This is a genomic window from Roseovarius sp. EL26, assembly GCF_900327775.1.
Lineage (GTDB): Bacteria > Pseudomonadota > Alphaproteobacteria > Rhodobacterales > Rhodobacteraceae > Roseovarius.
In genome coordinates this window covers 161627-185222 of record NZ_OUMZ01000007.1, presented here as the reverse complement: position 1 = coordinate 185222, position 23596 = coordinate 161627, and the positions used below count along the sequence as shown (strand labels likewise).

The following is a 23596-nucleotide window of genomic DNA, read 5'->3' as shown; positions in this document are numbered from 1 at the left end:
GATGGGCAAACGCGGCGTTTCTTGATTAAAGGTGTGCGACCCAGTGAGGTCACCGGGCGCGTATAGACGGGATGGAGGGCGCGATCAAGACCAAAGCTGACCATTCAGCTTATAGCCAAAGCGCACGCCCGTGATGTCTGCTTATGAGTTGTCGCGTGTCTCGCGCAGATATTCTGTCCAATGTGGGATACGAGGCGGTGTCGCCGCCTTCGCCAACCGAACAATCATCAACGTCGCCGCAGAAATGACGCCCAGCGCGGGGAGAGTTTTGGTAAGAGTGGTCATAACTGTTTGCCCTGATTTTCGGCACTATGCCTTGAGGCCGCATTTAGGTGATATAGCTTTGATTCACCAACGCAATTTCAACAAAGCAGACATGCACAAATCGCATAGCAGAGACCTATTCTGGCGCGGCGTAACTTCCGTCTTTGTCATGGACTTCTTGCCCTGTCAGCGCCGGAGTGAATACGCAGACAAGACGCATATCGGTTCGGGCGCGCAGGATATGCGCCTCGTGATGATTCAGAACATAGATCGAGCCGGGCTTAAGCACGAACACCTCGCCTGTGGCGACGTTTTCAACTTCGCCCTCCCCTTCAAAGCAATAATTTGATTCGGCATGGTTTTTGTAATGCAGGTGTTGCTCAGTCCCGGCTTTGATAAATGTGTCATGCAATGAATACCCAAGCCCATCGGACGCCAATAGAATACGGCGGCTTTCGAATGTTTCACCGACCACATGTGCATCGGTTCCAAGGATCTCGGAGAGGTGTTTCACGATCATGGTATGTCCCTTCTTGATCTGGCTCTTGGAGACGCTAACAAAAAACCCAGCTTTGATGTAAGCACATTTCCAATTTCACCTGCCTCTTCGGCTGTCGAGATACGCATTGCGGAAGTGGTTGCCATTGTCCCTGCTATGACAAGTGTCAGCTTACTGTATTAATGCGGAGGATCGCCGAGAGCAGAGGCGCACTGGTGTTAAGTGCGAATAATTATCTTTGCCTTGTAAGGCGCTGTTTCCGGTATTGTTTTGGAGTTTCACCGAACCGGATTTTAAACCAGCGGGAAAAGTGGCTGCTGTCGGCAAAGCCACATTCATGGGCGATTTGGGTGACCGTGCGTTTCGAATTCATCAGCCGCCAGCGGGCGTGTTGCAGGCGCATATCGCGCCAGACCTCTTGGGGCGCAGCATGGGCATGTTCCTGGAAGGCACGGTTGAGTTGGCGAACGGTAGAGCCGAGCATTTGCGCCAGTTTCTGCGTCGTATCCGGGGCGCGCAGCTTTTGCCGCATGATTTTCACTGCCTGTGCCACCCGCCAGTTGCCGCAATCTTCGAGATCCTGATAGGGCAATCGTCCCACCTCATGTGCTGAGCGGTGCTCATCCACAATCAAGGCGGTCAGCCCCTTCATGCCGCGTGATTTGCCGCAATGCTCGATGAGAATTTCAACCGCGAGATCAATCGCCGCCGTACCACCCGGACAGGTGATGATATCATCGTCTACAACGTACAACTCATTCTCAACCGGTAAGGAATTGGGGAAACGCTCGAGAAATTCGATACGGTGGTGAACGTGTACTGCTGCGCGTTTGTTTTCTAACAATCCCGATTTAGCGATAGCAAAGCTGCCGGTACACAGGCCGATCAGTTTGACGCCGTTTTTGTGCTGTGTCTCAATAAACTTCAATGTCTCTGGGGGGATGTCATCGAGCTGATCCAATAACCCACCGACGACCACAAGATAGTCGTATTGCCCGGCCTCTGGAAAAGTCTTCCACGGAGTAATCGCCAGACCCGCACTGGAGGTGACTGGGTCAAGATTATGCGACAGCACCTCCCAATGGCAAAACACCTGCCGGCTATGATCGGCATCATCGGCTGAATGGCGCACTGCATCCACGAAGCCGGCCAGTGGCAGGATGGTAAAAGCGGGCGTCAGGATGAACCCCAATCGCAAGTCCGGGTCCCAATCCCCATGCTGCGCGAAGGGAGGCAAAGATCCCGGTTTAGGCTCTAGTGGCATCACATATGTCCGTCCTGTTCCGCTAATAGTCTAATTCATTCCTGAATATTGAGCGCAGTCCATGCTTATTCTTATCCATGGCCCCGTCAAGGTGATGGATGTCACCCAGGCCGAAACCCGGCAATCTGCGTTTTGAAAATACATTTGACTGTTCACGCCGACCGCCGGTTTCTGGGGCCCACAAAAATCAGGGAGTAAAAATATGAAACCGAAGACAAACCCAATATTAATGGACCGGCTGGCTGAAGCGGCCAAAGAGGGCAGGATTTCGCGGCGGTCATTTATGTCCACATCAATGGCGGCAGGCGTGACCGCATCCGCCGCGACCGGCCTTTGGACAACCTCGGCCAAAGCGGAACCCAAACGTGGCGGGTTATTCCGCATTGGCCAGCATGATGGCAACACATCTGATCAGCATGACCCCGGCAAGTACGTCTCGTTCGCCGATATTGCGCTGGCCCCAACGTTCCGGTCTTACCTGACAATGATCAACCCCGATCAATCCTTGGGTGGCGATCTGGCGACAGAATGGTCGGCCTCGCCAGACGCGACAGAGTGGACGTTTAAGCTCAATAAAGACGCGACATTCCATTCGGGTAAGAAGGTCACATCTGAGGATGTGATTGCCACGTTGAACCACCACCGCGGGGAAAACACTACCTCGGCTGTGGCCGCGTTCTTTACAGATGTGGCGGATATCGTGGCGGATGGTGACCACGCCGTGGTGATCAAGCTGACGGCGCCAAATGCCGATCTGCCGTGGATTATGCCGGATTATCACATGGCGATTTGCCCGGCCAATCCCGATGGGACGCTGAACTGGCAATCAGCTGATGGCAGCGGACCGTATAAGTTGGTTGAATTTGAACCCGGTGTTCAGTCCCGCCTTGTGCGTCATGACGGATGGCACGGTGAAGGCGCCTATTTCGATGAGGTGCAGTTCTTGTACATCAACGATCCGAATGCGCGTCAGACCGCGCTGGTGACTGGTGATGTTGACGCGGTCAGCCTGTTGGAAAACAAAACTATGGGCCTGCTAGAGCGCGACCCGAACCTACTGGTTGATAATGTTTCCTCGGCGCAAGCCATCACACTGGCGATGCATGTGGATCAGGCGCCGTTTGACAACAATGATGTCCGTATGGCGTTGAAGCTGGCCATCGACCGGGAGGAGATCATTGAAAAAATCACCTTTGGGGCGGCGACAATCGGCAATGACTTCCACCATGCGCCATCGATGCCGTATTTCCCGTCAGAGATCCCGCAGCGGCAGTATGATCCGGATCAGGCCGCGGCGTTGTGGAAGAAGACCGGTTTAGGCGATCAGCCGATCAACGTCTCGACCGCCGAATCCATCACGACCGGTGCAGTGGACGCGATGGTTCTTTATGCTGAGCAAGCCAAGGCGGCGGGTATCAACATCAATGTCGTGCGCGAACCAAACGATGGTTATTGGTCGGATGTCTGGCTCAAAAAACCGTTTTGCATGGTGACATGGGGCGCACGCCCAACGCCCGATGTGATGTACAGCCTGACCTACAAGAAAGGTGCACCATGGAACGAGACCCATTGGGAGAACGAGCGCTTTAATGAAGTGCTGACCCAAGCAAAAGGTGAACTGGACGATGCCAAACGCGCAGAGATGTACCACGAAATGGGCATGTTGATGCGTGACGATGGTGGGACTGTTTTGCCATATTTCCCGAACTTCGTGTCGGGCCGCCGTAAGAACGTGCAGCACATCGGTCAGCTCGCTGGAAGCTGGTCAATGGATGGTGGCCGCGCCGCCAGCCGCTGGTGGTTCGAAGGGTAATAAATTTGCCAAGGTCTGCCCAAGCGGCAGGCCTTGACCCCGCTCTTCATTCGAGGCTCAGCTTCCTTCGTCGGTATGCGTTGCCTATTCATTGCAAGTTTTAAATCTGGCTAGGGCCGGGCACGGTCCGGCATTTCCCTGATTGCCGGATAATCGTGAGGAAAGAACATGCGCTGGAACCGAGTTGTCACGGTTGTAGGGGCACATGCAGAAGGCGAGGTTGGCCGGGTGATCACCGGGGGCGTTCTGGACGTTCCCGGTGACACAATGTTGGCCAAAATGACGTACCTGCAAGCCAACGATGAATTGCGCAAATTCGTCAACCAAGAGCCACGTGGATGTGCACAAATGACCACCAATCTGTTGCTGCCGCCCTGCGCACCGGGCACGGATGCGTCGTTTATCCCAATGCAGGCGGACGGAACACATGCGATGTCGGGGTCAAACGCAATGTGCGTGGTAACGGTGCTGTTGGAAACCGGGATTTTACCAATGCATGAGCCCGAAACCGTTGTGGTGCTTGATACTGCCGTGGGCCCTGTGAAGGCGACAGCGCGCTGCGCAGACGGTAAGGTTGAACGCGTTTCTCTGGATTTTTTCCCAGCCTACGCCGAACATCTGAACGCGAATATCGAGGTTGCCGGTCTGGGGACCATTCGCGCAGATATCGCTTTTGGTGGCGTCTTTTATGTGATGCCTTCGACCGATCAACTGGGATTTAAAATCGGTCCCGATGTGGCACGGGACATGGTTGAAATAGGCGGCAAGATAAAGGCCGCTGCGCGTGAACAGATTCTTGTTCAACATCCAGAAATACCAGATTTTAATTCGATCGATTTCATCATGTTTACTGAAGTGGCAGACACTGAGAGACGGGTCATGAGAAACGCAACGATCATGCCGCCCGGACGCGTGGACCGATCACCGTGTGGTACCGGTTCAGCGGCACGACTGGCGGTGATGCATGCGAAAGGCCACGCTGGACTTGGTGAACGGTTCGATATGCGCTCGGCGATTGATTCTAGTTTTGAAGCATCCGTGCTGTCGAAAACCCGCGTGGGATCAAAACCCGCGATCATTCCGCGCATATCTGGCCGGGCCTGGATCTATGCAATGATGCAATTGGGGCGCGATCCGTCTGATCCGTTTCAGGAAGGGTATACTTTGGCAGATACTTGGGGTTCGGAAGCTGACGAGCAGAAGATGAATGGCCTTAACGATCAATGACAGGTGCTTTTGATACGTGGTGAAAATGCTTACTTCGGCTTCAGATGCAATGAAACTCTGTTACAGATTGAGGGGCTTGGGCACTCTTTTGATGCGAGTAATGTGACGTTCAGTTGTAGCTGCCAATTGTCAAAACTGACCCAATTCGTCGGCGGGTGCCGCGACGCGATCAGCAATGGCTAATTGCGCCGCATCAATTTGCCATGGCGCCGCCCTATATCAGCGCATCGTGTGCCCATTGTAGAAGTCCCTGCCGTTGGCGCGGGCGGCAAAAGATATCACCCGGATCGCAATTCGCGCGAATTTGTCCGGCATGGCGCGCAAAGGCACGCCATCGTTTGATCTGTATCGCATCCGTTTGCAGTAGGCGGCGGCCCAAATAGTAACGGCAATACCATTGAAACCACCCCCTAGGGTCCGGTCCATAGATCCACCCTTTTTCACGCCAGATCGCCAAAGGTTGCCGGCTTTTGACACCAAAATAGTTCAAAGAGGCATCTGCATGATCGGACAGTTTGGCCTCAGCAAACCACTCGGCGGGAAACTCCCCTATGCAGTCGTTGATATATTTGCCTTCAAAGACTCCCATCCTCAACATTTCAGGTGGGGTATATGCTGGGGTGAATTCAGCCGCAAACTGCTCACCCATAGGCGCATCCAATACGTAGGTATATGCGGTTTGAAAACGATCATCTACCGATATGGTTTGGAGGCTCATCTGGAAGGTCTCATACGTTGTAAATACTCTGGGGCAGAAGAATTTAATACACATTGCATGAGAAATTCATAGGGCAAGAGACAGTAATGCCTCTTGCCCCAAATACGTGTCAGCAGACAGGTCCCTGTCTGCTGGATTATTGCAACTATATAAATCCCACCAAATATTTATCCGAACGGATGAGTAATCAATAAATACAAACAGGTTAAAGCAAACACCTCAGTAACCGGCAGCCAAGACAAATCAGACATGCGCCGCCCAATCGGGCTGGTTTTGTCGTTTCGTACTGTGTCTGGCACCTCTAAAATAATAGTTGTCTCGGAAGGCTTGTTAGTTTCACGCGCACACTTGCGTCTTTCATTTGCCGGGTGGATGTTCATACAGGTCTTACTGGTTATCATGTCCCAAAACATGGGTTTCTCCTAAAAATAGAAAACTGAATATCGTACGCAGCCTATTTGAAGATGAATATCGGCACAATTTTGACGTAGTTGAACACTATTTCGCCACAATTGAACGCGCCTATCGCCATAAAGCATATAGAATACGGGATCACTGTTCCCAAATAAGCAACAGTAAAATTATGATACCATTTAAATCAATGCCTTAATTTTTTATTGTTTACATTGAATTCCCTGAAGTCATTTATCCCGGCATCAAAAATAAGGCAATCTTGACACATTTTAATTGGAGCATATTTGGAAAAAATTTGTTTTTCCGAAGACAACCAGGCGTCAAGTTTCCCTCATAGCTACTGGGTTGAGATACCGCGCCCAGTGTTCTACCCATATAGTGAGTTTGCGAGGAAGACACTGATGGCATTTACGATTGCAATAGATGGGCCAGCCGCCGCGGGTAAAGGTACCATTTCCAAGGCTTTGGCTGTGCATTTCGGATTCCCCCATATGGACACTGGTCTGCTGTATCGTGCGACCGGCCTGCAGACACTCAATGGTGCCGATCCGGTTGTCGCCGCTCAGGGGCTTGACCCCCAGGATCTGGAAGCAGACGATCTGCGCACCAGCGAGGTCGCACAAGCGGCGTCGCGCGTCGCAGCTATCCCTGAAGTTCGGCAAGCCTTGATTGACTTCCAACGCGCATTTGCCCGCCGTGATGGCGGCGCAGTTCTAGATGGGCGTGACATCGGTACTGTGATTTGTCCCGAAGCCGAAGTGAAACTGTTTGTCACTGCCAACGATGACGTGCGGGCGCGGCGGCGGTTTCAAGAATTGACATCCAAGGGACATGATCTGACGCAGGAAGATGTTCTTGCGGATCTGCAGGCACGCGATGCGCGTGACAGTGCCCGGGCCACAGCCCCGCTGAAACCCGCCGAAGATGCAACGGTATTGGATACGTCCGAGATGAGCATCGCCGATGCGATCGAGGCTGCAGCTAAGATTGCGCGGGCGCGGATGGCGCAAGGTTCCTAACCTTTGTAGATCTCGCTCTGCGTGCCGAGATAGCCATTCCAGGCAAACCAATAGGCGATATGACCAGCAACGCGCGGCAAGCGGCGGCCATCAGGGGCGATCAGCGCCTCTTCGGTGATTTGCCACTGGATTCCATCAGACGATTTTATTGCCTTGGCATTGCCTTTGAATGTTTGTCCCTTTCGTTCATAGGCACGCACCGTTCGGGTTTTGTCATCACCGATCAGAACTAAGGGGCGGCCCAACATCGTGTCGTTGATGACCTTTTTGCTGCGGAAGGCCTTGAGTGGCCAGGCCTTGGCCCCGCCAAATGCACGAATACCAAAGACATAATCCTTTTGCCGATACTGGTGCTGATCGACATTAGTGGGAAACATCAGATCGGGCGAGGAAAAGTAGTCTTGATACACAACACCTGAGCCGTAATTGCGATTGTGCCCAGTATTGACCGACAGAACCCGGGTTTGCGGGTTGCTTTGTCGCCAATCTGCCCATGTCGTAATGACGACAGGACGCTGTTGCAATTCGACCCCTTTGTTGACCAGTTTGCCCGAAACCGGCTTACCCGTGAACTGGTTCCATAAAGAGTGCGTTGCGCGGTCAAACATCAGCTTGTTGGAGCGGTAGAGAAAACCGGACGAACCAAAGACGAGCGGTTTCGAGCGGCCTTTGATGTTTGTCTCGAACAAGATGCCCGAACCGCAGAGCGTGCAATAGGCCAAGGCAACCGGCACCCCGCCGATGACCTCGTTGAACATCTCGTGCCAGCCCATGATGCGCAGAGGATAGGCCCTTGTATCGCCGTTGATAGAGACACCAAATACCAGATCATCCTGGCGCATGTAGTCGGCCTGCTTGGCGGTGATAAGGCTGGGGTTGTCGAGCGACGGAATGCCATCCTTGCGCACCCCGCCCCAAGTGATTTCCTCTAGCCGGATCGTCATCCGCTCGCGCTGCAAGTGGCGCGGTTTGAGGAAGACGTCGAAATTGGGATCAATCTGCAAGTAGATTTCACGTTTGAACGCAATCAATGACGCCTGATGCGGGATGATCTGTGGATTGGCCTCTTGCCACAGCATCCAGTCGAACCAATTGTCGCCGGGCTTGGCACCAGTGATCTCGGTCAGGGTTTCGACAAAATAGCTTTGCGGCAACTGAGCAAAGCGCATCGCCATGATCAGACCCGCAGCCAGATCGGGCTTGCCACGTTTGCGTATGGCAGTCAGCGCAGCAAAGGCCCCCTCGGGGGAGCTATTGATCGTCGCATTGAGCAGGTCAATTTCTTTGTAAACTGTTTGAGCGGTGGCGATCGTTGGAAGCAACGCTGTGCCAGCCAGGCCAGCGGTGAATTCTCGACGTGTAAACGGCATGGGGGGCTCCGGTTCTTTGTCCGGAGCATTCTGCCGGAAGTGGACATCACACGCATTAAACGTCTTAGTGAGCAGGCCTTTGCACCCGTAACATTCGGAAAAACTGCTCAATTTCTGATAAATGGGCGTATTCGTGCACCAAATGGGCAAGCTTTGGCGCAAATCAACACCTAACCCCCTGCCCTGTTGCCACTGGCCATCAAAGTCGTTCAAGCTGTCATCTCAGAAAGAATTTTAGTGCGACATTTGGAAAGGGGAGTTCAAATGACCGATTCTGTGATAGAAGAAGACCTAATCATCGAGGGCAATATTAATGCCAGCAAGGGCGATCTGGATATCAAAGGCCGGGTCACCGGGAACGTGAATGCCCATGCGGTAAAGCTGCACCTGAAAGGGTCTATAGACGGTGAACTGTCTGCAAAGGTTGTGACAATCGAAGGCAAGCACAAAGGCAGCGTTCAATGTGATGAGTTAACGCTGACCTCAACCTCGGACCTGAATGCCAAGGTTGCAGCCCAAACCATGACCACCGAAAACGGGGCTAAGATTGCGGGAACAGTGAAGGTCACCGGGAAGCAGTAGCATAACGGATCGCGCTATTGCAGTGATTACACCAACTTACCTTATTGCAAATCCCGTTCAGAAATCCTTGATGAAAGAAAGTATTCCGCTGGTACATTTAGCATTGTAACCAAATGCGGAGTTTTTTCGTGCATGCCTAAAAGAGCCAAAGAACGCGAAACGTTAGAAGAGATCTTAATCTCCTGCTCTGACACGATATTTCCCGAGGAATTGGGGGCCGCACCTGTCACTCTCAACAGTCGCGACGTTGACGGTGACACACCATTGCATGTGTTGTTATGGCGCAAAAATACATACGGCGCTCTTCTACTCATTGAGGCGGGTGCGGATGTAAACGCAGTTGGCGATATGTCTGAAACGCCTCTCCATATCGCTGTTAAAGCACAAGATGTTACTGTGATTGGCGCTTTACTGAAAGCTGGCGCAAATGTGTCATTTGTTTCTGAGTTTGGACAATCCCCCCTTGATTTAGCCAAAGACGCGGGCGGCGACATTAAAAGGGTTTTTCTGCAGTCCCGGCCCTGATGAAGTGCGGAAAAGCCAGATGGAATTCACTCAAGAATCGCAATCGCTTCGATCTCGATCACCATAGTCTCATAAACCAACGCTGGAACCGGGATGCCGGTAGTGGCGGGCCCGGGGACGGTGTAGGAGTTGGAGCGAATGAGCAGGTTTTCGTGCAACGCCTCAGCTGAGGCAGAGCCTTGGTAGAAGGTCGTGATTTTCACCACGTCATCCAGCGTTGCGCCAAATTCAGCCAGAACCCGTTTCAGATTGTCCATCGCAACGCGAGTCTGGGCGATCACATCATCTGGGTGGATCACCTTGGCTGCGCTATCAAGTGACACCTGCCCGCCGACGTGGATCACATCGTTACATAGCGTCCCGTGTTTATAGGGCAATTTGACGGTCCAGTTCCAATGCCCCTCGGGCCAGGAAAAGCGTTTCGTCAAAGGCGCCTTCCCCTCTTGCGCGCAAATGGCGGTGGCGGCGATTTTGGTCATTAACCCCTGATGCGGAAAAGACGGCACCGGTATGCCAGTTGGAGCTGGACCGGGATCGGGGAAGTAATCGGCGCGGATATTGGCGGATTTTGCCCAGTCTTCGGCAGTGCCATCACCACGGTAAAAGGTATTGACCTTAACGACATCGGACATCGTAGCCCCGGCGACGCTGAGCGCCTCGTGCAGGCGATCCATCATCAAAGCGGTCTGAGCGACGATATCATCCGGGGTATTTACCGCACCTTGTAGGGATAAGGCCGACATATCGCTGGTGAACACCATATGGCCGCAACGCAGGACGTGAGAGAAGGCTTCGGGCAGATGTGGCATATCTAGCAGATGAAATTGTTGTTTGGGAAGCCTGTCGCCGCTTTCGGCCCGCATTGCGACGCCTTCGATTTCGGTTAGCATCCCAGGGTAACACAGCTCGGGCAGGTTGATCATATTGATGACCGGCTTGGTCTTGGGGCCGATAATCTGCGCAAGGAGGTCGAATAAACGTGCCTCATCATCCGAATCACCGACATAGTAAACCACCAAGCGTACCAGATCAGAGAAGTCCGCCCCCAGATCTGTGAGTAGGTCGGACATGTAGGTCATGGAATTGTGGCATTGCTGGTCCAGATTACCAAGATTGCGCACCGTGCCGTGTGCATCCAGATCCACCTGACCGCCGGTGAAGATCAGATCCCCCGCCCGGACGGCGTGATGGTGGGTTAACTGCACTGGCCAGTTCCAGTGCCCTTTGGGAAAGCTATGTTGTTTCGCCATCTTACCACTCCATCGCTAATCTTCGATGGGATCACTCTGCTCAGAATGCCCATCTATGCAATGGTGAACTGCATGGCACGAGATAGAAACAGGGCCGCCACGGCAGCCCTGCTCTTTATTGGATTGTGACGCCTTAAGACGCGGCCAGCTCTGCTACAGAGATGCTCTCAATACGTTCCCAGCTTTCATCGGCAGTGACAGTTGTGCCTGCAACATCCTTGAGGAACAGCGCACGGGTTTGCGCATTCAGGAAGAGGAACAGCTTACCGTCGTGCACAACAAACTCACTTGGGTCGCCATCAAATTTCTTGCCGACTGACACGCCGTAGGAGCAAAAGCCGCCGTGTTGAGGCAGGTATTTTGCGGGGTTGGCCTCGAACGCCGCTTTGTTTTCAGCGCTGGCGAAGTAATAAGACGCCCCCTCATAGGCCAATCCGTGCGCCGCGGAACCATCAAGTAGTTTGCCACCATCCAGCAAAGCAACAGGGTCTGCGCCATGTACCGCCAGCGGGGCACCGGGGGCTGCGATGCCGTTGCTGACATTCAGCTCGTCTGCAGCAAAAGCAGGGCTGGCGACCAGTGGCAAAGTGGCGATAAGGGCGGTGATCATCAGGTTTTTCATAGGGTATTCCTTTCATTTCGCGCCGGTCTTCGGTGCGGTAAGATAGTAAATACGCCAGTCATCAAGAATTATTAGATCTGATAATTCCAATAATATTGCAGATCGTACAAAGCGCTGAACCTTAGGCCTTAATGCCTTCGTTGCGCGCCCGTTGCAGCAACCAGTCGCGCAGCACCTTAGCATTGGCCGGCGCATTGCGGCGGAGTTTGACATAGAAGTCCTGCGGCGTCTCAAGCCGGTGAGGCAAGATCTGCACCAATGTCCCCTGATCGATCAGGGGGCGAGTCAGACGCTCCCAGCCAAGCACGACGCCCATGTCATCCTGTGCTGCCTGCAGGGCAATGGTGTAGTTGTTGACATGCAGCCCCTCGCCCAACGCCCCATCATAGCCGAACGCCTGCGCCCACTGTGGCCAGGTGGTCCAGGTCTGGTCTTCGGCATGGAGCTGGATCAGCGGGGCATGAGCGAGGTCTGACAGGGTCTTGATCGGATATTGCTTTAAGAAGTTTGGGCTGGCCAAGGCGATGATATGATCCTTGAACAGAGATTGGCATGGCCCGGTTTCCCGGCTCATATCTGCATAACGCACGACCAAATCGCATTCCGCTGCGCTATGGGCTGTATCAGTGACCTGTTGGGTGACAACCACATGGCCATGGGTACGCCAGAATTTAGCCAAAAGCGGTGTCAACCAAAGCGATGACACTGCCGTTGTCGCCCGGATAGTGATGCCTTGTCGGGCTGATGTGGCCCGGATGTGTTGCACTGCGTCGGACATCTGGCCCAACCCGCGTTGCACAGCAAGAAACAGCGAGATGCCAGTTTCTGTCAGCTCGACCCCGCGCTGGTGACGATGGAACAGTGATTTCCCAAGCTCTTGTTCTAAAGCCTTAATTTGATGACTTACAGCAGCAGGCGTTACATTCAGTTCGGCCGCTGCCGCCTTGAAGCCTACGTGACGTGCGGCGGCTTCGAAACTGGCCAATGCGCTTAGAGAAGGTAAGCCATAGTGCTTGTCGCTCATCGTATTTTCAGCCCTGAAAATTCATATCTCTGCATAGCGCTATTTATAATCATCAATCAAGTTTTGGATTAATCTAACTAAGCCATATGGAATTTTATTGGTGTTGTCCCCTATCGGTTTTGACCGCATGTCTGCTCCATCAGAATGGAGACTGACATGACCCAATCCGCCCTAGCGCAACTTGATGACAGCCTGCGCGCCACGCGCCAATCTTTTGACAGCATCCCAGTTGTGGATGTCGCCCCCCTGCTGGATGGCAGAGATAAGATGAAAGTTGCCAAGGAAATCCGCTGGGCGCTGGCCAATGCGGGCTTCATGTATGTGAAAAATCACGGGGTTGCCGCACCAACGCTTGAGGCAGCTTTTGCACAAACCAAGAAATTCTTCGATCTTCCGCTTGAGGAAAAGATGAAGCTGCATGTCAGCAAGTCCGGCACCGCCCTGCGTGGGTATATTGAGATGTTTGGCGAAAACACCGATCCGACCAAAACCAAAGATCTGAAGGAATGCTTTGACCTGGGGCCGGAAACGCCCGGTGACACGACTCCGTTTTTTGGGGCAAACCAATGGCCTGAAAGCCTGCCAGAATTCAGCACGGCAATTTATGATTACCACGAAGAGATGAAACGCCTCTCCGGCACTTTGCTGCGCGGCATCGCGCTATCCTTGGATCTAGAGGAAACCTTCTTTGAACCCAAGATGCAAAACCCGATCAGCATTCAGCGGCTGCTGCATTATCCGCCGCAAACCGGCAAGATTGATGAAAGCGTGATGGGCATTGGCGCGCACACCGATTACGGCAACCTGACCATTCTGGCGCAGGATGATGTCGGTGGCCTGCAGGTGATGAACCGCGATGGCGATTGGGTTCAGGGCCCGCCGATTCCGGGCTGTTTTGTGATCAACATCGGCGATCTGGTGCAGCGCCTGACAAATGATGTCTATCTGGCGAACCTGCACCGGGTGGTGAACACCTCAGGCCGCGAACGCTATTCGATCCCGTTCTTTATCGATGCCGACTACGATGCAGAGTTTGCACCAATCCCCAGCTGCGTCACCGCTGACAACCCCACCAAATACGAGGCTGTCACCTGCGGCAAACACAAGTTCGGGCGTTTTGTGAAAAGCTTCCCGCATCTGGCGGCGCAGCAGGGATAACTTAGACAAAGGGTTACGCCCGACCCTGGGTGGGCGTTCGGGGTATAAAATTGGTTGGGGACGCGGGCCAGAAACAGGCCCGTTCCATGAGGAGACACATTGCAGAAACGCCCTCCTATGGGGAGGGTTGGCCATGGCCCGGGCTTAAAGCCCGGACTAAGGGCACATCACCAGCGCCAAAACCCTTATATTTCGGCTTGAAACATGGGCCGGAACCCTTTAAGTGCTTGCCTGTCGACAAGGCGGGAAACGCCGCGAAATAGAGAGATCGAGCAGGGTCGGAGCCTCCGGCCCTCTTTGTTTTGCATTCCGTCTGACCAATGAAACCCCAAGACCGGCGGAGACAACCGCACGGCCCGAAACAAAGATCTAGTTAGGAAACAGACGCCACATGGCTAATAACGTATCTATGGAGGAGTTCGAAGCCCTTCTGAACGAAAGCTTCGAAATGGACACACCCGATGAGGGTACAGTTGTCAAAGGTAAGGTCATCGCAATTGAAGCGGGCCAAGCCATCATCGACGTCGGCTACAAAATGGAAGGCCGCGTTGATCTGAAAGAATTCGCAAACCCTGGTGAAGCCCCTGAAATCGCCGTTGGCGACGAAGTTGAGGTTTTCCTGCGCTCGGCTGAAAACGCCCGCGGTGAAGCAGTCGTTTCACGCGAGATGGCCCGCCGCGAAGAAGCCTGGGATCGTCTGGAAAAAGCATACGCCGACGACCAGCGCGTCGAAGGTGCGATCTTTGGTCGTGTCAAAGGTGGCTTTACTGTTGATCTGGGTGGCGCAGTGGCGTTCTTGCCCGGCTCACAAGTTGACGTACGTCCCGTACGCGATGCCGGCCCTCTGATGGGTCTGAAGCAGCCGTTCCAAATCCTGAAAATGGACCGTCGTCGTGGCAACATCGTTGTATCACGTCGCGCCATTCTGGAAGAAAGCCGTGCCGAGCAGCGCGCCGAAGTTATCGGCAACCTGACAGAAGGTCAGGCTGTGGAAGGCGTTGTCAAGAACATCACCGAATACGGTGCGTTTGTTGACCTGGGCGGCGTTGACGGTCTATTGCACGTCACCGACATGGCATGGCGCCGTGTGAACCACCCATCTGAGATCCTGACAATTGGCGAAACCGTTAATGTTCAGGTCATCAAGATCAACAAAGAAACCCACCGCATCAGCCTGGGCATGAAACAGCTGCAAGACGATCCATGGGATCTGGTTGCTGCTAAGTATGCTCTGGAATCAGTGCACATGGGCCGCGTCACCAACATCACCGACTACGGTGCATTTGTTGAGCTGGAAGCCGGTGTTGAAGGTCTCGTACACGTGTCCGAGATGTCTTGGACCAAGAAAAACGTACATCCTGGCAAAATCGTATCGACCAGCCAAGAAGTCGAAGTCATGGTTCTGGAAATCGACGGCACCAAGCGTCGCGTATCTTTGGGTCTCAAGCAGTGCATGCGCAACCCATGGGAAGTATTCGCTGAGAACAACCCAGAAGGCGCAGAAGTTGAAGGTGAAGTCAAAAACATCACCGAATTCGGTCTGTTCATCGGTCTCGAAGGCGAGATTGACGGCATGGTTCACTTGTCCGACATCTCGTGGGACGAGCGCGGCGAAGACGCGATCCAAGGCTACAAAAAAGGCGACATGGTTTCTGCCGTTGTCTCCGAAGTTGACGTCGAAAAAGAGCGTATCTCTCTGTCGATCAAAGCCCTTGGCGGTGACAAGTTCGCTGAAGCCGTTGGCGGCGTGAAGCGTGGCTCGATCATCACTGTTGAAGTGACTGCAATCGAAGACGGTGGCGTAGAAGTTGAGTACGAAGGCATGAAGTCATTCATCCGTCGTTCCGACCTGTCGCGTGACCGTGCCGAACAGCGCCCTGAGCGTTTCAACGTCGGTGACAAAATCGACGTACGTGTGACAAACGTTGACAGCAAAACCCGTCGTTTGGGTCTGTCGATCAAAGCACGCGAAATCGCGGAAGAAAAAGAAGCTGTACAACAGTATGGTTCGTCCGATTCAGGTGCATCGCTGGGAGATATCCTTGGCGCGGCGCTGAAAGGCGACGACGAGTAAATCAACCGATTTTTCGGTTCTCAAACGGCCCTACATTTGTGGGGCCGTTTTTTTTGTGTGCTGATGGTATTTGATCGGAGAGTTGCGTCTTTTCGTACCGAATCAATGACATCGCACAACGCCATTTCCCCCAAGTGAGCGGTCAAATGGCATGCACAAATAAATATTTTCCGAAAAAATAGCCCACGGGTACAAGGAAAATCCCAATTTGCCGCCGAACTTGTGAAGCAGAGTGTTTCGATTTTTTCTTTTTTTATCTATAGTTTCTGTAATTAATAGTCGTGACATGAAACCATGCGCCTGGGGAGGAACCGATGATCCGATCGGAATTGATTGAGAAGATAGCTGAGGAAAATCCGCATCTATACCAACGAGATGTCGAGCGAATTGTGAATACCGTCTTTAACGAAATCACCACTGCTATGGCTCAGGGAAACCGGGTAGAGCTTCGCGGCTTTGGGGCCTTCTCGGTCAAGCAACGCGATGCGCGCACCGGGCGTAATCCACGCACTGGTGAATCCGTTGAAGTTGAAGAAAAACATGTTCCCTTCTTCAAAACCGGGAAACTGTTACGCGATCGGCTGAACGGGAAGTAATATGCGCTATATTCGCTACGCCTCCATCGCTATATTCGCGGTGGCCCTTATTCTTGTCGCCATGGCCAACCGCTCGATGGTCACCCTGAAGATATTCCCTGATGAGTTGGCTCATCTAGCAGCGCTAAACCCAAGCTTTCAACTGCCGCTGTTTGTTGTGATCCTTGGGGGTATTTTGCTGGGCTTGATCATCGGTTTTGTCTGGGAATGGATCCGCGAAGCGAAGGAACGCAGCGAGGCCGCGCGCCAAGCCCGTGAGATGCAACGCCTGCAAGCCGAGGTGAAGCGCCTGAAGGGCGTGCAAAGCCAGAACAAAGACGAGGTGCTGGCCATTTTGGACGAGGCCAGCTAAGACGCTTTCATGCCGTCTGATCTACGTATCAAAATCTGTGGGCTTAGCTCGCCCGAAACTGTTGCCGCAGCGGCCGCAGCTGGCGCGGCATATGTTGGCTTTGTTTTTTTTCCAAAATCTCCACGCAATATCGACATGGAAACTGCACGTCAGCTTGCTATTGGTGTGCCAGACGGGATCGCCAAAGTTGCACTGACCGTCAATGCGGACAATGCATTTCTGGATACGCTGACCGCGACTGTGCCACTAGATATGCTGCAGCTTCATGGCTCTGAAAGTGCAGAGCGCGTGTCGGAGGTTAAAACACGCTATGGTCTGCCTGTGATGAAAGCCATCGGAATAGCCGATGCTGATGACCTCCCTCAAATTGATGTCTATGCAGAGGTGGCAGATCAGCTACTGATCGATGCCAAGCCCCCCAAGGGCGCGGATTTGCCTGGCGGCAATGGCCTGACTTTTGATTGGCGCCTGTTGGCGGCGCGCAAGTACTGGCAGCGGCCTTGGATGCTGGCAGGAGGGTTAACGGCAGCCAACGTCATCGAAGCCGCCCAACGTACTGGAGCGCGACAGGTCGATATTTCCTCGGGCGTCGAAAGCGCGCCCGGTGTTAAAGACATCGATCTTATCCAAACCTTTATTAAGGCCGCACTTTCATGACCGCATTCCGCCCAGCCCGACGCGAAGATGTCCCTGCTATTGTCGAAATGCTGGCAGATGATGAACTGGGCAGCACGCGCGAACTTGAAAACCTCCAGCCGTATTATTCCGCCTTTGATGCCGTCATGTCTGAGGGTGGGAACCGCATCCTTGTGGGGGTCAACGATCAAGACCAACCGGTAGCAACCTATCAGCTGACACTGATTTCGGGGCTTTCGCTCAGCGCGGCGCGCCGGGCACAAATCGAAAGCGTGCGCGTGGCTGCCAGCCACCGGGGACAGGGCATTGGTGCGCAAGTCATTGCAGACGCGGAACATCGCGCTCGCGCGGCGGGCTGCCGTTTGGTGCAGCTGACGTCGAACCGATCCCGAGAACGCGCGCTCGACTTCTATGAGCGGGCTGGGTTTACCCCGTCTCACATCGGGTTCAAACGCTACCTCGATTGATTTCCTTGTCTCCACAATCTTTCGCTATACTGCCCAGAGGCCGGAGGAAGACATGTCAGACTATACCGCAGAACTGGGCGATGTTTACGGGGCGCAATCGCCTGCTGAAATCCAAAAGATCTATGATCAGTGGTCCAGCCGGTATGACGCCGACAATATCTCTCGTGGGTTTCGTTTACCTGCCTTGGGTGCCGGGTTGCTGGCGCAACACTTGGGGCGAACGAATGGTCCAATTTTAGATGCAGGATGCGGCACAGGCTTGGTGGCTGAAACCCTCAACCTGATGGGATATGGCCCGATCACGGGCTGCGATATATCGGCAGAGATGATTGCCGAGGCTCGTAAAACCGGGGCTTATGCGAATTTTGCACAGGCGGACATGGGCGCGGCATTGCCGTTTGAAGATGATAGCTTTGCGGGATTTGTCTGTGTTGGCTCGTTTGGCCCGGGGCATGCACCGCCTTCAACGTTGGAGCATTTGGCACGGGTGACCCGGCCTGACGGGTATGGCGTTTTTAATGTTATAGAAGCGACTTATCAGGACCAGGGGTTTCCACAGGTGATTGATCGGTTGACCGATACAGGACAGTGGGAAATCATCTATCAAAGCCCACGATTTTTGCCATTTTTGCTTGGTGAACCTGAGCTTTGGTCGCATGCCTACGTGGTGAAGATCCTGTAGCCACGTCATCTGCACCGCTTTTCGCTGGAAAATCCTGCCAGCGTCCCATATTCAAGCCAAGACCAAGATGAGAAAGAAATACTATGAATGATCTATTCAACTCGTTCATGACCGGCCCTGATGAAAAGGGCCGTTTTGGCGATTTTGGGGGGCGTTTTGTCTCTGAAACCTTGATGCCGCTGATCCTTGAACTGGAAGCGCAGTATGAAAAGGCCAAAACCGACCAAAGCTTTTGGGACGAAATGGATCATTTGTGGACGCACTATGTCGGACGCCCAAGCCCGCTTTATTTTGCGGAAGGGCTGACCGAACATCTGGGCGGCGCCAAGGTATACATGAAGCGCGACGAGCTGAACCACACCGGCGCGCATAAGATCAACAACGTTCTGGGGCAGATCCTGTTGGCGCGGCGCATGGGCAAAACCCGGATCATCGCCGAAACGGGTGCCGGCCAGCACGGTGTGGCCACGGCAACGGTTTGCGCTAAGTTTGGCCTGAAGTGCGTGGTCTATATGGGCGCACATGACGTCGAGCGCCAGAAACCAAACGTGTTCCGAATGCGCCTGTTGGGGGCCGAGGTGGTTCCAGTGACATCTGGCCGGGGCACCCTCAAAGACGCGATGAACGATGCCCTGCGAGATTGGGTCACAAACGTGCGTGACACATTCTATTGCATCGGCACAGTTGCTGGACCGCACCCCTACCCGGCCATGGTGCGTGATTTCCAAACTATCATCGGCAAAGAAGCCAAAGCACAGATGCAAGAGGCCGAGGGCCGCTTACCTGATACGATCATCGCCGCCATTGGTGGCGGGTCAAATGCCATGGGCCTGTTCTTTCCATTCCTTGACGACAAAGAGGTCAAGATCATCGGCGTTGAGGCTGGCGGCAAGGGCGTGACCAACAAGATGGAGCATTGCGCTTCATTGACGGGTGGACGCCCGGGCGTGCTGCATGGCAACCGCACCTATCTGCTGCAAGATGATGACGGGCAAATTTTGGAAGGCTATTCAATCTCCGCCGGGTTGGACTATCCCGGCATCGGGCCAGAACATTCGTGGCTGCATGAGATTGGCCGTGCAGAATATGTTGCTATCACCGACAAAGAAGCGCTGGAGGCCTTTCAGTTAAGCTGTTCAACTGAAGGTATTATTCCTGCTCTTGAGCCCTGTCATGCGCTGGCCCATGTGATGAAAATCGCACCGGAACTGCCAAAAGACCACATCATCATCATGAATATGTGCGGTCGGGGTGACAAGGATATCTTTGCTGTGGCGCGCCATCTGGGCTTTGACATGGCTGAGGCGGATTAAGCAAATACAATACCTGCAGAACGTCCGTAACGTAGAGGTGCCACGCCTTCTGCGGTGCGGCCTGCTGGTATTGTTGCACAATGCCTTTGCGAATTGCGATTGGCATGCCCTCGCATAAACAATTCCCCTCTGAACCGCTTTGAAAACTGGTAACGATGCAGCGGCAAAAGCTCTATGAGCGACCGTTGCGCTGCCCGGTAAGTGATTGATGTCACGATCTGCCCGCTCATTTGCTTGATGACATACATTCAGATACGCTTAGCATATTATTCGTATCTATTCGTTACTGGTAAGACCTTGAATTGGGACATAGGAGCATTTCAAAATGCGATTGGCAAAGGCGATCAGATCGTCCGCTGTTTTGGCGGTCACTGCTATCACTATAGTTAGTGCAAATATTCAAGCCGCGGCGGCAAATCCCCTTTCCTCGGCAGGTAACAGTTCAAATGATTGGCACTACAGCTTTACCCCCTATTTATATCTGCCAACAGCCACCGAGGGGACATCCACCATCGATGGCTCCAGCGCCGGTGTTGATTTAGACTTAGGTGATATTCTGGACATATTGCAGGGCGCGCTATCGGCGCGTTTCGAAGCATGGAAGGGGCAATTTGGGATCATTTCGGAGGGATATTTCACCTATCTGGAGGAAGATGCCACTTTGCCCGGGCCCGTTGGCGCAAATCTGGAAGTCACCGCCAAACAGGCGTTTATCAGCTTGATGGGGGCCTATCGCTTTCATGAGGGCCGCACATCCAGAGGACGCTATTCCTGGGATGTCTCTGGCGGCGTGCGCTGGAACAGCATTACACAAGACATCGATATTACTGGTACGTCACGCGCTATCAGCGTTGGTGGTACAGAAACGTGGTTTGAACCCGCTATTGGCTTACGCGCGGCCTATGAGCTTTCGGAAGATTGGACCGCTGGTGCACGTGTAGAGTTGAGTGGGTTTGGCGTGAATGGCAATGATCTGCAATACACCGTTTTGACCGGCTTCGATTGGCAGGCATGGGAAAATGTGTCACTCAAGTTCGGATATCAATGGTATGGTATCGATTTCGCGACCAACCGATCCAGCGGCAGGTTTGCCTATGACATCGATCAGCATGGCCCCTATCTGGGTGCCAGTTTCACCTGGTAGATAACAAAATAGGTCAAAAGAGAAACGCCCCGGCCATTTCTGACCGGGGCGTTCTAAATTCTACGAAGATGTGCGCTTAGTCGCGCTCTTCGATGATCTCAACCATATGCGGGATCTTGTTGATCATGCCACGCACGGCTGGTGTATCTTCCAGCTCGCGGGTTTTGTGCATCTTGTTCAGACCCAGACCGATCAGGGTCTGACGCTGTTTTTCGGGGCGACGGATCGGGCTACCGATCTGTTTGACAACGATTGTTTTAGCCATATCGAGGTCTCCTTACGCTTCCGCTTTTTCAGCGGCTGGTTTTGCATCGCGCTGCAGAATGTCTGCAACTTTCTTACCACGACGCTGGGCAACCATACGTGGGCTTGCTTCTTTTTGCAGGCCGTCGATGGTCGCACGGATCATGTTGTAAGGGTTCTGTGAACCGATCGATTTTGCAACAACGTCCTGAACGCCCAGCATTTCGAATACGGCACGCATTGGACCACCGGCGATGATACCAGTACCGGTTGGGGCTGTGCGCATAACGACTTTACCAGCGCCGTGACGGCCTTCAACATCATGGTGCAGCGTACGACCTTCGCGCAGAGGCACGCGGATCATTTGACGCTTGGCTTGCTCAGTGGCTTTGCGGATCGCTTCAGGTACTTCTTTCGCTTTACCTTTACCGAAACCTACGCGGCCTTTTTGATCGCCAACAACCACAAGAGCAGCAAAGCCAAAACGCTTACCACCTTTTACGGTTTTCGACACGCGGTTAATCGCGACTAGGCGATCCGCGAATTCTGGAGTTTCGTCGCGATCGCGACCTCCACGACGGTTGTCATCTCTTGCCATTGTGGCATCCTTTCAATCCGGCGTTCAACACGCCTATTTCTTATCGATCCCAGTGGGCGACGCCCCCGGATCATCGAGGTGGCCCTGAGCGGGCCACCTACGCTTTTAGATCTTCAGACCGCCTTCACGTGCGGCTTCGGCAACTGCCTTAACCTTACCGTGAAACAGGAAACCGCCGCGATCGAAGTAAGCTTCGGTCACACCAGCCTTCTTGGCGCGTTCCGCAATCGCTTCACCCACTTTAGTGGCTGCTGCGACATTGTTCTGACCCAGAACACCCAAATCTTTTTCAAGAGTTGAGGCTGCTGCCAGAGTTACGCCATTGACGTCATCAATCAGCTGAACGCTGATATTTTTGTTCGAGCGGTGAACACTAAGACGCGCACGTCCTGCATTAACCTTACGAAGTTTGTTCCGAACGCGCATGCGGCGTTTGATGAACAGTTGTCTTTTGCTGTTTGCCATTTTAACGCGTCCTTACTTCTTCTTGCCTTCCTTCTGGAAGATATACTCGCCTTTGTAGCGAATGCCCTTGCCTTTGTAAGGCTCTGGGCGACGCCAATCGCGGATGTTTGCCGCGACTTGTCCAACGAGCTGCTTATCTGTGCCTTCGACTACCAATTCGGTAGGCTTGGGCGCAGTAACAGTTACACCTTCCGGAACGTCAAAATCTACGTCGTGTGAGTAGCCCAGGTTCAGCTTCAGGGTGTTGCCCTGCATCTGTGCCCGGTAACCAACGCCGCGGATTTCAAGCTCTTTCTTGAAAACGTCCTTTGAACCGTGAACCATGTTGGCCACGATTGTGCGTGTCATGCCCCATTGCTGGCGAGCACGCTTTGACTTGCCGCGAGGAGTGACCACAACCACACCGTCCTGAACTTCGAGTGTAACGTCGTCAGTTGCAGTAAAGGATTTGGTTGCTTTAGGACCTTTAACTTCGATTGTCTGACCACTGACAGAGGCAGTTACGCCATCAGGCAGAGCGACAGGTTGTTTACCGATACGAGACATATCTAAAACTCCCTTAGAATACGGTGCAGAGCACTTCGCCACCAATATTGGCTGCGCGCGCTGATGCATCCGACATCACACCCTGAGAGGTGGAGACAATCGACACGCCCAGGCCCTGACGGACTGTTGGGATGTCTTTAACGCTCATGTAAACGCGACGACCAGGTTTTGAAACCCGTTTCATTTCGCGAATAGCAGGGGCGCCTTCGAAGTATTTCAGGCTGACTTCGATGGCCGGATGACCATTGGTACCCGTGGAGTCTTCGTATCCACGGATGTAGCCTTCGCCTGCCAGCACATCGAGAACGCGCACGCGCATTTTCGAGGCCGGAACCATGACGGTGGACTTGCCACGCATACCCGCGTTGCGGATACGGGTGAGCATATCGCCGATAGGATCGTTCATGTCTGTACCCTCCTTACCAGCTTGATTTTACAACGCCGGGCAACTGTCCGGCTGAACCGAGCTCGCGCAAGGCGATCCGGCTGATTTTGAGCTTACGATAATAAGCATGCGGACGACCTGTCAGTTGGCAGCGGTTGTGCAAACGAGTTGCAGAGCTGTTGCGTGGCAGTTCGGCCAGCTTCAGAGAAGCACGAAAACGCTCTTCCATCGGCTTGCTTTCATCACTGATGATCTCTTTCAGTGCAGCGCGTTTTGTAGCATATTTAGCGACCAGTTTCTGACGCTTCAGCTCACGCTCGATCATTGCTTTTTTAGCCATAATTCA

The 23596-nt window shown here is 53.3% G+C and carries 29 protein-coding genes; 14 read left to right on the top strand and 15 right to left on the bottom strand.

Translation table 11 applies throughout. The features are described 5' to 3' along the window. Window positions 1–141: 141 nt before the first annotated feature. From D9A02_RS19205 to D9A02_RS08755, 3 genes are all read right to left on the bottom strand, one after another. Window positions 142–285 carry a hypothetical protein gene (locus D9A02_RS19205; protein ID WP_162933012.1) on the bottom strand — a complete coding sequence of 48 codons (144 nt, stop codon included), beginning with the start codon at window positions 283–285 and terminating at the stop codon, window positions 142–144. Between the two features lie 115 nt (window positions 286–400). Beyond that, the gene (locus D9A02_RS08760) at window positions 401–784 is read right to left on the bottom strand and encodes an ectoine synthase (RefSeq protein WP_120500614.1); all 384 of its coding nucleotides are present in this window, start codon (window positions 782–784) and stop codon (window positions 401–403) included. A 211-nt stretch (window positions 785–995) separates the two neighbouring features. Next, window positions 996–2027 carry a GlxA family transcriptional regulator gene (locus tag D9A02_RS08755; protein ID WP_120500613.1) on the bottom strand — a complete coding sequence of 344 codons (1032 nt, stop codon included), beginning with the start codon at window positions 2025–2027 and terminating at the stop codon, window positions 996–998. Window positions 2028–2229: 202 nt separating this feature from the next. Here D9A02_RS08755 and D9A02_RS08750 point away from each other — a divergent pair, with 202 nt between their 5' ends. Together D9A02_RS08750 and D9A02_RS08745 are read left to right on the top strand one after the other, a co-directional pair. Continuing rightward, on the top strand, window positions 2230–3840 hold the full coding sequence (locus tag D9A02_RS08750; RefSeq protein ID WP_120500612.1) for an ABC transporter substrate-binding protein: 1611 nt from the start codon (window positions 2230–2232) through the stop codon (window positions 3838–3840). Window positions 3841–4008: 168 nt separating this feature from the next. After that, complete coding sequence (locus D9A02_RS08745) at window positions 4009–5067, top strand: proline racemase family protein (RefSeq protein WP_120500611.1); 1059 nt, start codon at window positions 4009–4011, stop codon at window positions 5065–5067. 214 nt (window positions 5068–5281) lie between these two features. Here D9A02_RS08745 and D9A02_RS08740 read toward each other — a convergent pair whose 3' ends face one another. Together D9A02_RS08740 and D9A02_RS08735 are read right to left on the bottom strand one after the other, a co-directional pair. Next, a complete protein-coding gene (locus D9A02_RS08740) occupies window positions 5282–5785 on the bottom strand; it encodes a hypothetical protein (RefSeq protein ID WP_120500610.1) in 504 nt (167 codons plus the stop codon). 167 nt (window positions 5786–5952) lie between these two features. After that, window positions 5953–6198, bottom strand: a complete 246-nt coding sequence (locus D9A02_RS08735) for a hypothetical protein (RefSeq protein ID WP_120500609.1) — start codon at window positions 6196–6198, stop codon at window positions 5953–5955. Between the two features lie 402 nt (window positions 6199–6600). Here D9A02_RS08735 and D9A02_RS08730 point away from each other — a divergent pair, with 402 nt between their 5' ends. Continuing rightward, window positions 6601–7218 (top strand): d(CMP) kinase, encoded by a 618-nt coding sequence (locus tag D9A02_RS08730; RefSeq protein WP_120500608.1) that lies wholly within the window; start codon window positions 6601–6603, stop codon window positions 7216–7218. On the opposite strand, the gene D9A02_RS08725 is transcribed toward D9A02_RS08730, so the two are convergent. Beyond that, window positions 7215–8588, bottom strand: a complete 1374-nt coding sequence (locus D9A02_RS08725) for a DUF3179 domain-containing protein (RefSeq protein WP_120500607.1) — start codon at window positions 8586–8588, stop codon at window positions 7215–7217. The genes D9A02_RS08730 and D9A02_RS08725 overlap by 4 nt on opposite strands. A gap of 264 nt (window positions 8589–8852) precedes the next feature. Between D9A02_RS08725 and D9A02_RS08720 the strand changes: the two genes are divergently transcribed. Continuing rightward, window positions 8853–9170 carry a polymer-forming cytoskeletal protein gene (locus D9A02_RS08720; protein WP_120500606.1) on the top strand — a complete coding sequence of 106 codons (318 nt, stop codon included), beginning with the start codon at window positions 8853–8855 and terminating at the stop codon, window positions 9168–9170. A 132-nt stretch (window positions 9171–9302) separates the two neighbouring features. Further along, window positions 9303–9695, top strand: a complete 393-nt coding sequence (locus tag D9A02_RS08715; protein ID WP_120500605.1) for an ankyrin repeat domain-containing protein — start codon at window positions 9303–9305, stop codon at window positions 9693–9695. A gap of 26 nt (window positions 9696–9721) precedes the next feature. On the opposite strand, the gene D9A02_RS08710 is transcribed toward D9A02_RS08715, so the two are convergent. The 3 genes from D9A02_RS08710 to D9A02_RS08700 form a co-directional block, all read right to left on the bottom strand. Further along, on the bottom strand, window positions 9722–10945 hold the full coding sequence (locus D9A02_RS08710; RefSeq protein WP_120500604.1) for a RidA family protein: 1224 nt from the start codon (window positions 10943–10945) through the stop codon (window positions 9722–9724). Window positions 10946–11078: 133 nt separating this feature from the next. Next, a complete protein-coding gene (locus D9A02_RS08705; protein WP_120500603.1) occupies window positions 11079–11567 on the bottom strand; it encodes a YHS domain-containing (seleno)protein in 489 nt (162 codons plus the stop codon). Window positions 11568–11688: 121 nt separating this feature from the next. Then, the gene (locus tag D9A02_RS08700) at window positions 11689–12591 is read right to left on the bottom strand and encodes a LysR substrate-binding domain-containing protein (RefSeq protein WP_120500602.1); all 903 of its coding nucleotides are present in this window, start codon (window positions 12589–12591) and stop codon (window positions 11689–11691) included. A 156-nt stretch (window positions 12592–12747) separates the two neighbouring features. On the opposite strand from D9A02_RS08700, the gene D9A02_RS08695 reads away from it, so the two are divergent. The 9 genes from D9A02_RS08695 (at window position 12748) to D9A02_RS08655 (ending at window position 21013) form a co-directional block, all read left to right on the top strand. After that, window positions 12748–13749, top strand: a complete 1002-nt coding sequence (locus D9A02_RS08695) for an isopenicillin N synthase family oxygenase (RefSeq protein WP_120500601.1) — start codon at window positions 12748–12750, stop codon at window positions 13747–13749. A gap of 391 nt (window positions 13750–14140) precedes the next feature. Then, window positions 14141–15823, top strand: a complete 1683-nt coding sequence (rpsA, locus tag D9A02_RS08690; protein ID WP_120500600.1) for a 30S ribosomal protein S1 — start codon at window positions 14141–14143, stop codon at window positions 15821–15823. Window positions 15824–16137: 314 nt separating this feature from the next. After that, a complete protein-coding gene (gene ihfB / locus D9A02_RS08685; RefSeq protein ID WP_120500599.1) occupies window positions 16138–16419 on the top strand; it encodes an integration host factor subunit beta in 282 nt (93 codons plus the stop codon). A 1-nt stretch (window position 16420) separates the two neighbouring features. Continuing rightward, entirely contained in the window at window positions 16421–16771 is a 351-nt protein-coding gene (locus D9A02_RS08680) for a lipopolysaccharide assembly protein LapA domain-containing protein (RefSeq protein ID WP_120500598.1), read from the top strand. Between the two features lie 9 nt (window positions 16772–16780). Beyond that, window positions 16781–17428, top strand: coding sequence for a phosphoribosylanthranilate isomerase (locus D9A02_RS08675; protein WP_120500597.1), 648 nt, complete (start codon window positions 16781–16783; stop codon window positions 17426–17428). Next, window positions 17425–17874: a GNAT family N-acetyltransferase gene (locus D9A02_RS08670; protein WP_120500596.1), complete on the top strand. Its 450-nt coding sequence runs from the start codon at window positions 17425–17427 to the stop codon at window positions 17872–17874. The genes D9A02_RS08675 and D9A02_RS08670 overlap by 4 nt, the downstream gene beginning before the upstream one ends. A 52-nt stretch (window positions 17875–17926) precedes the next feature. Further along, entirely contained in the window at window positions 17927–18556 is a 630-nt protein-coding gene (locus D9A02_RS08665) for a class I SAM-dependent methyltransferase (protein ID WP_120500595.1), read from the top strand. An 83-nt stretch (window positions 18557–18639) separates the two neighbouring features. Continuing rightward, window positions 18640–19869 (top strand): tryptophan synthase subunit beta, encoded by a 1230-nt coding sequence (trpB, locus tag D9A02_RS08660; protein WP_120500594.1) that lies wholly within the window; start codon window positions 18640–18642, stop codon window positions 19867–19869. Between the two features lie 325 nt (window positions 19870–20194). Further along, on the top strand, window positions 20195–21013 hold the full coding sequence (locus D9A02_RS08655) for an outer membrane protein (RefSeq protein WP_120500593.1): 819 nt from the start codon (window positions 20195–20197) through the stop codon (window positions 21011–21013). A gap of 76 nt (window positions 21014–21089) precedes the next feature. On the opposite strand, the gene rpmD is transcribed toward D9A02_RS08655, so the two are convergent. The 6 genes from rpmD to rpsN all read right to left on the bottom strand — a co-directional run bounded on the left by rpmD (window position 21090) and on the right by rpsN (window position 23590). Then, a complete protein-coding gene (gene rpmD / locus D9A02_RS08650; protein ID WP_085807386.1) occupies window positions 21090–21278 on the bottom strand; it encodes a 50S ribosomal protein L30 in 189 nt (62 codons plus the stop codon). 12 nt (window positions 21279–21290) lie between these two features. After that, window positions 21291–21854: a 30S ribosomal protein S5 gene (gene rpsE, locus D9A02_RS08645; RefSeq protein WP_120500592.1), complete on the bottom strand. Its 564-nt coding sequence runs from the start codon at window positions 21852–21854 to the stop codon at window positions 21291–21293. Window positions 21855–21959: 105 nt separating this feature from the next. Beyond that, entirely contained in the window at window positions 21960–22319 is a 360-nt protein-coding gene (gene rplR, locus D9A02_RS08640; RefSeq protein ID WP_120500591.1) for a 50S ribosomal protein L18, read from the bottom strand. Window positions 22320–22331: 12 nt separating this feature from the next. Further along, the gene (gene rplF / locus D9A02_RS08635; protein ID WP_120500590.1) at window positions 22332–22865 is read right to left on the bottom strand and encodes a 50S ribosomal protein L6; all 534 of its coding nucleotides are present in this window, start codon (window positions 22863–22865) and stop codon (window positions 22332–22334) included. A 13-nt stretch (window positions 22866–22878) separates the two neighbouring features. Beyond that, entirely contained in the window at window positions 22879–23271 is a 393-nt protein-coding gene (rpsH, locus tag D9A02_RS08630; RefSeq protein ID WP_120500589.1) for a 30S ribosomal protein S8, read from the bottom strand. A gap of 13 nt (window positions 23272–23284) precedes the next feature. Further along, complete coding sequence (gene rpsN, locus D9A02_RS08625) at window positions 23285–23590, bottom strand: 30S ribosomal protein S14 (RefSeq protein WP_085807391.1); 306 nt, start codon at window positions 23588–23590, stop codon at window positions 23285–23287. Window positions 23591–23596 lie beyond the last annotated feature (6 nt).

Excerpts from the sequence above, each read along its gene's own strand:
- D9A02_RS08695 (WP_120500601.1), top strand. The coding sequence starts at position 12,748 with ATGACCCAATCCGCCCTAGCGCAACTTGATGACAGCCTGCGCGCCACG.
- D9A02_RS08670 (WP_120500596.1), top strand. The coding sequence starts at position 17,425 with ATGACCGCATTCCGCCCAGCCCGACGCGAAGATGTCCCTGCTATTGTC.
- rpsH (WP_120500589.1), bottom strand. The coding sequence starts at position 23,271 with ATGAACGATCCTATCGGCGATATGCTCACCCGTATCCGCAACGCGGGT.
- rplR (WP_120500591.1), bottom strand. The coding sequence starts at position 22,319 with ATGGCAAACAGCAAAAGACAACTGTTCATCAAACGCCGCATGCGCGTT.
- D9A02_RS08745 (WP_120500611.1), top strand. The coding sequence starts at position 4,009 with ATGCGCTGGAACCGAGTTGTCACGGTTGTAGGGGCACATGCAGAAGGC.
- trpB (WP_120500594.1), top strand. The coding sequence starts at position 18,640 with ATGAATGATCTATTCAACTCGTTCATGACCGGCCCTGATGAAAAGGGC.
- D9A02_RS08715 (WP_120500605.1), top strand. The coding sequence starts at position 9,303 with ATGCCTAAAAGAGCCAAAGAACGCGAAACGTTAGAAGAGATCTTAATC.
- D9A02_RS08700 (WP_120500602.1), bottom strand. The coding sequence starts at position 12,591 with ATGAGCGACAAGCACTATGGCTTACCTTCTCTAAGCGCATTGGCCAGT.
- D9A02_RS08725 (WP_120500607.1), bottom strand. The coding sequence starts at position 8,588 with ATGCCGTTTACACGTCGAGAATTCACCGCTGGCCTGGCTGGCACAGCG.
- D9A02_RS08760 (WP_120500614.1), bottom strand. The coding sequence starts at position 784 with ATGATCGTGAAACACCTCTCCGAGATCCTTGGAACCGATGCACATGTG.
- rpsE (WP_120500592.1), bottom strand. The coding sequence starts at position 21,854 with ATGGCAAGAGATGACAACCGTCGTGGAGGTCGCGATCGCGACGAAACT.
- D9A02_RS08750 (WP_120500612.1), top strand. The coding sequence starts at position 2,230 with ATGAAACCGAAGACAAACCCAATATTAATGGACCGGCTGGCTGAAGCG.
- D9A02_RS08730 (WP_120500608.1), top strand. The coding sequence starts at position 6,601 with ATGGCATTTACGATTGCAATAGATGGGCCAGCCGCCGCGGGTAAAGGT.
- D9A02_RS08740 (WP_120500610.1), bottom strand. The coding sequence starts at position 5,785 with ATGAGCCTCCAAACCATATCGGTAGATGATCGTTTTCAAACCGCATAT.
- D9A02_RS08655 (WP_120500593.1), top strand. The coding sequence starts at position 20,195 with ATGCGATTGGCAAAGGCGATCAGATCGTCCGCTGTTTTGGCGGTCACT.
- D9A02_RS08710 (WP_120500604.1), bottom strand. The coding sequence starts at position 10,945 with ATGGCGAAACAACATAGCTTTCCCAAAGGGCACTGGAACTGGCCAGTG.
- rpsN (WP_085807391.1), bottom strand. The coding sequence starts at position 23,590 with ATGGCTAAAAAAGCAATGATCGAGCGTGAGCTGAAGCGTCAGAAACTG.
- rpmD (WP_085807386.1), bottom strand. The coding sequence starts at position 21,278 with ATGGCTAAAACAATCGTTGTCAAACAGATCGGTAGCCCGATCCGTCGC.
- D9A02_RS08665 (WP_120500595.1), top strand. The coding sequence starts at position 17,927 with ATGTCAGACTATACCGCAGAACTGGGCGATGTTTACGGGGCGCAATCG.
- D9A02_RS08735 (WP_120500609.1), bottom strand. The coding sequence starts at position 6,198 with ATGTTTTGGGACATGATAACCAGTAAGACCTGTATGAACATCCACCCG.
- D9A02_RS08680 (WP_120500598.1), top strand. The coding sequence starts at position 16,421 with ATGCGCTATATTCGCTACGCCTCCATCGCTATATTCGCGGTGGCCCTT.
- rplF (WP_120500590.1), bottom strand. The coding sequence starts at position 22,865 with ATGTCTCGTATCGGTAAACAACCTGTCGCTCTGCCTGATGGCGTAACT.
- D9A02_RS19205 (WP_162933012.1), bottom strand. The coding sequence starts at position 285 with ATGACCACTCTTACCAAAACTCTCCCCGCGCTGGGCGTCATTTCTGCG.
- D9A02_RS08755 (WP_120500613.1), bottom strand. The coding sequence starts at position 2,027 with ATGCCACTAGAGCCTAAACCGGGATCTTTGCCTCCCTTCGCGCAGCAT.
- D9A02_RS08720 (WP_120500606.1), top strand. The coding sequence starts at position 8,853 with ATGACCGATTCTGTGATAGAAGAAGACCTAATCATCGAGGGCAATATT.
- D9A02_RS08705 (WP_120500603.1), bottom strand. The coding sequence starts at position 11,567 with ATGAAAAACCTGATGATCACCGCCCTTATCGCCACTTTGCCACTGGTC.
- rpsA (WP_120500600.1), top strand. The coding sequence starts at position 14,141 with ATGGCTAATAACGTATCTATGGAGGAGTTCGAAGCCCTTCTGAACGAA.
- D9A02_RS08675 (WP_120500597.1), top strand. The coding sequence starts at position 16,781 with ATGCCGTCTGATCTACGTATCAAAATCTGTGGGCTTAGCTCGCCCGAA.
- ihfB (WP_120500599.1), top strand. The coding sequence starts at position 16,138 with ATGATCCGATCGGAATTGATTGAGAAGATAGCTGAGGAAAATCCGCAT.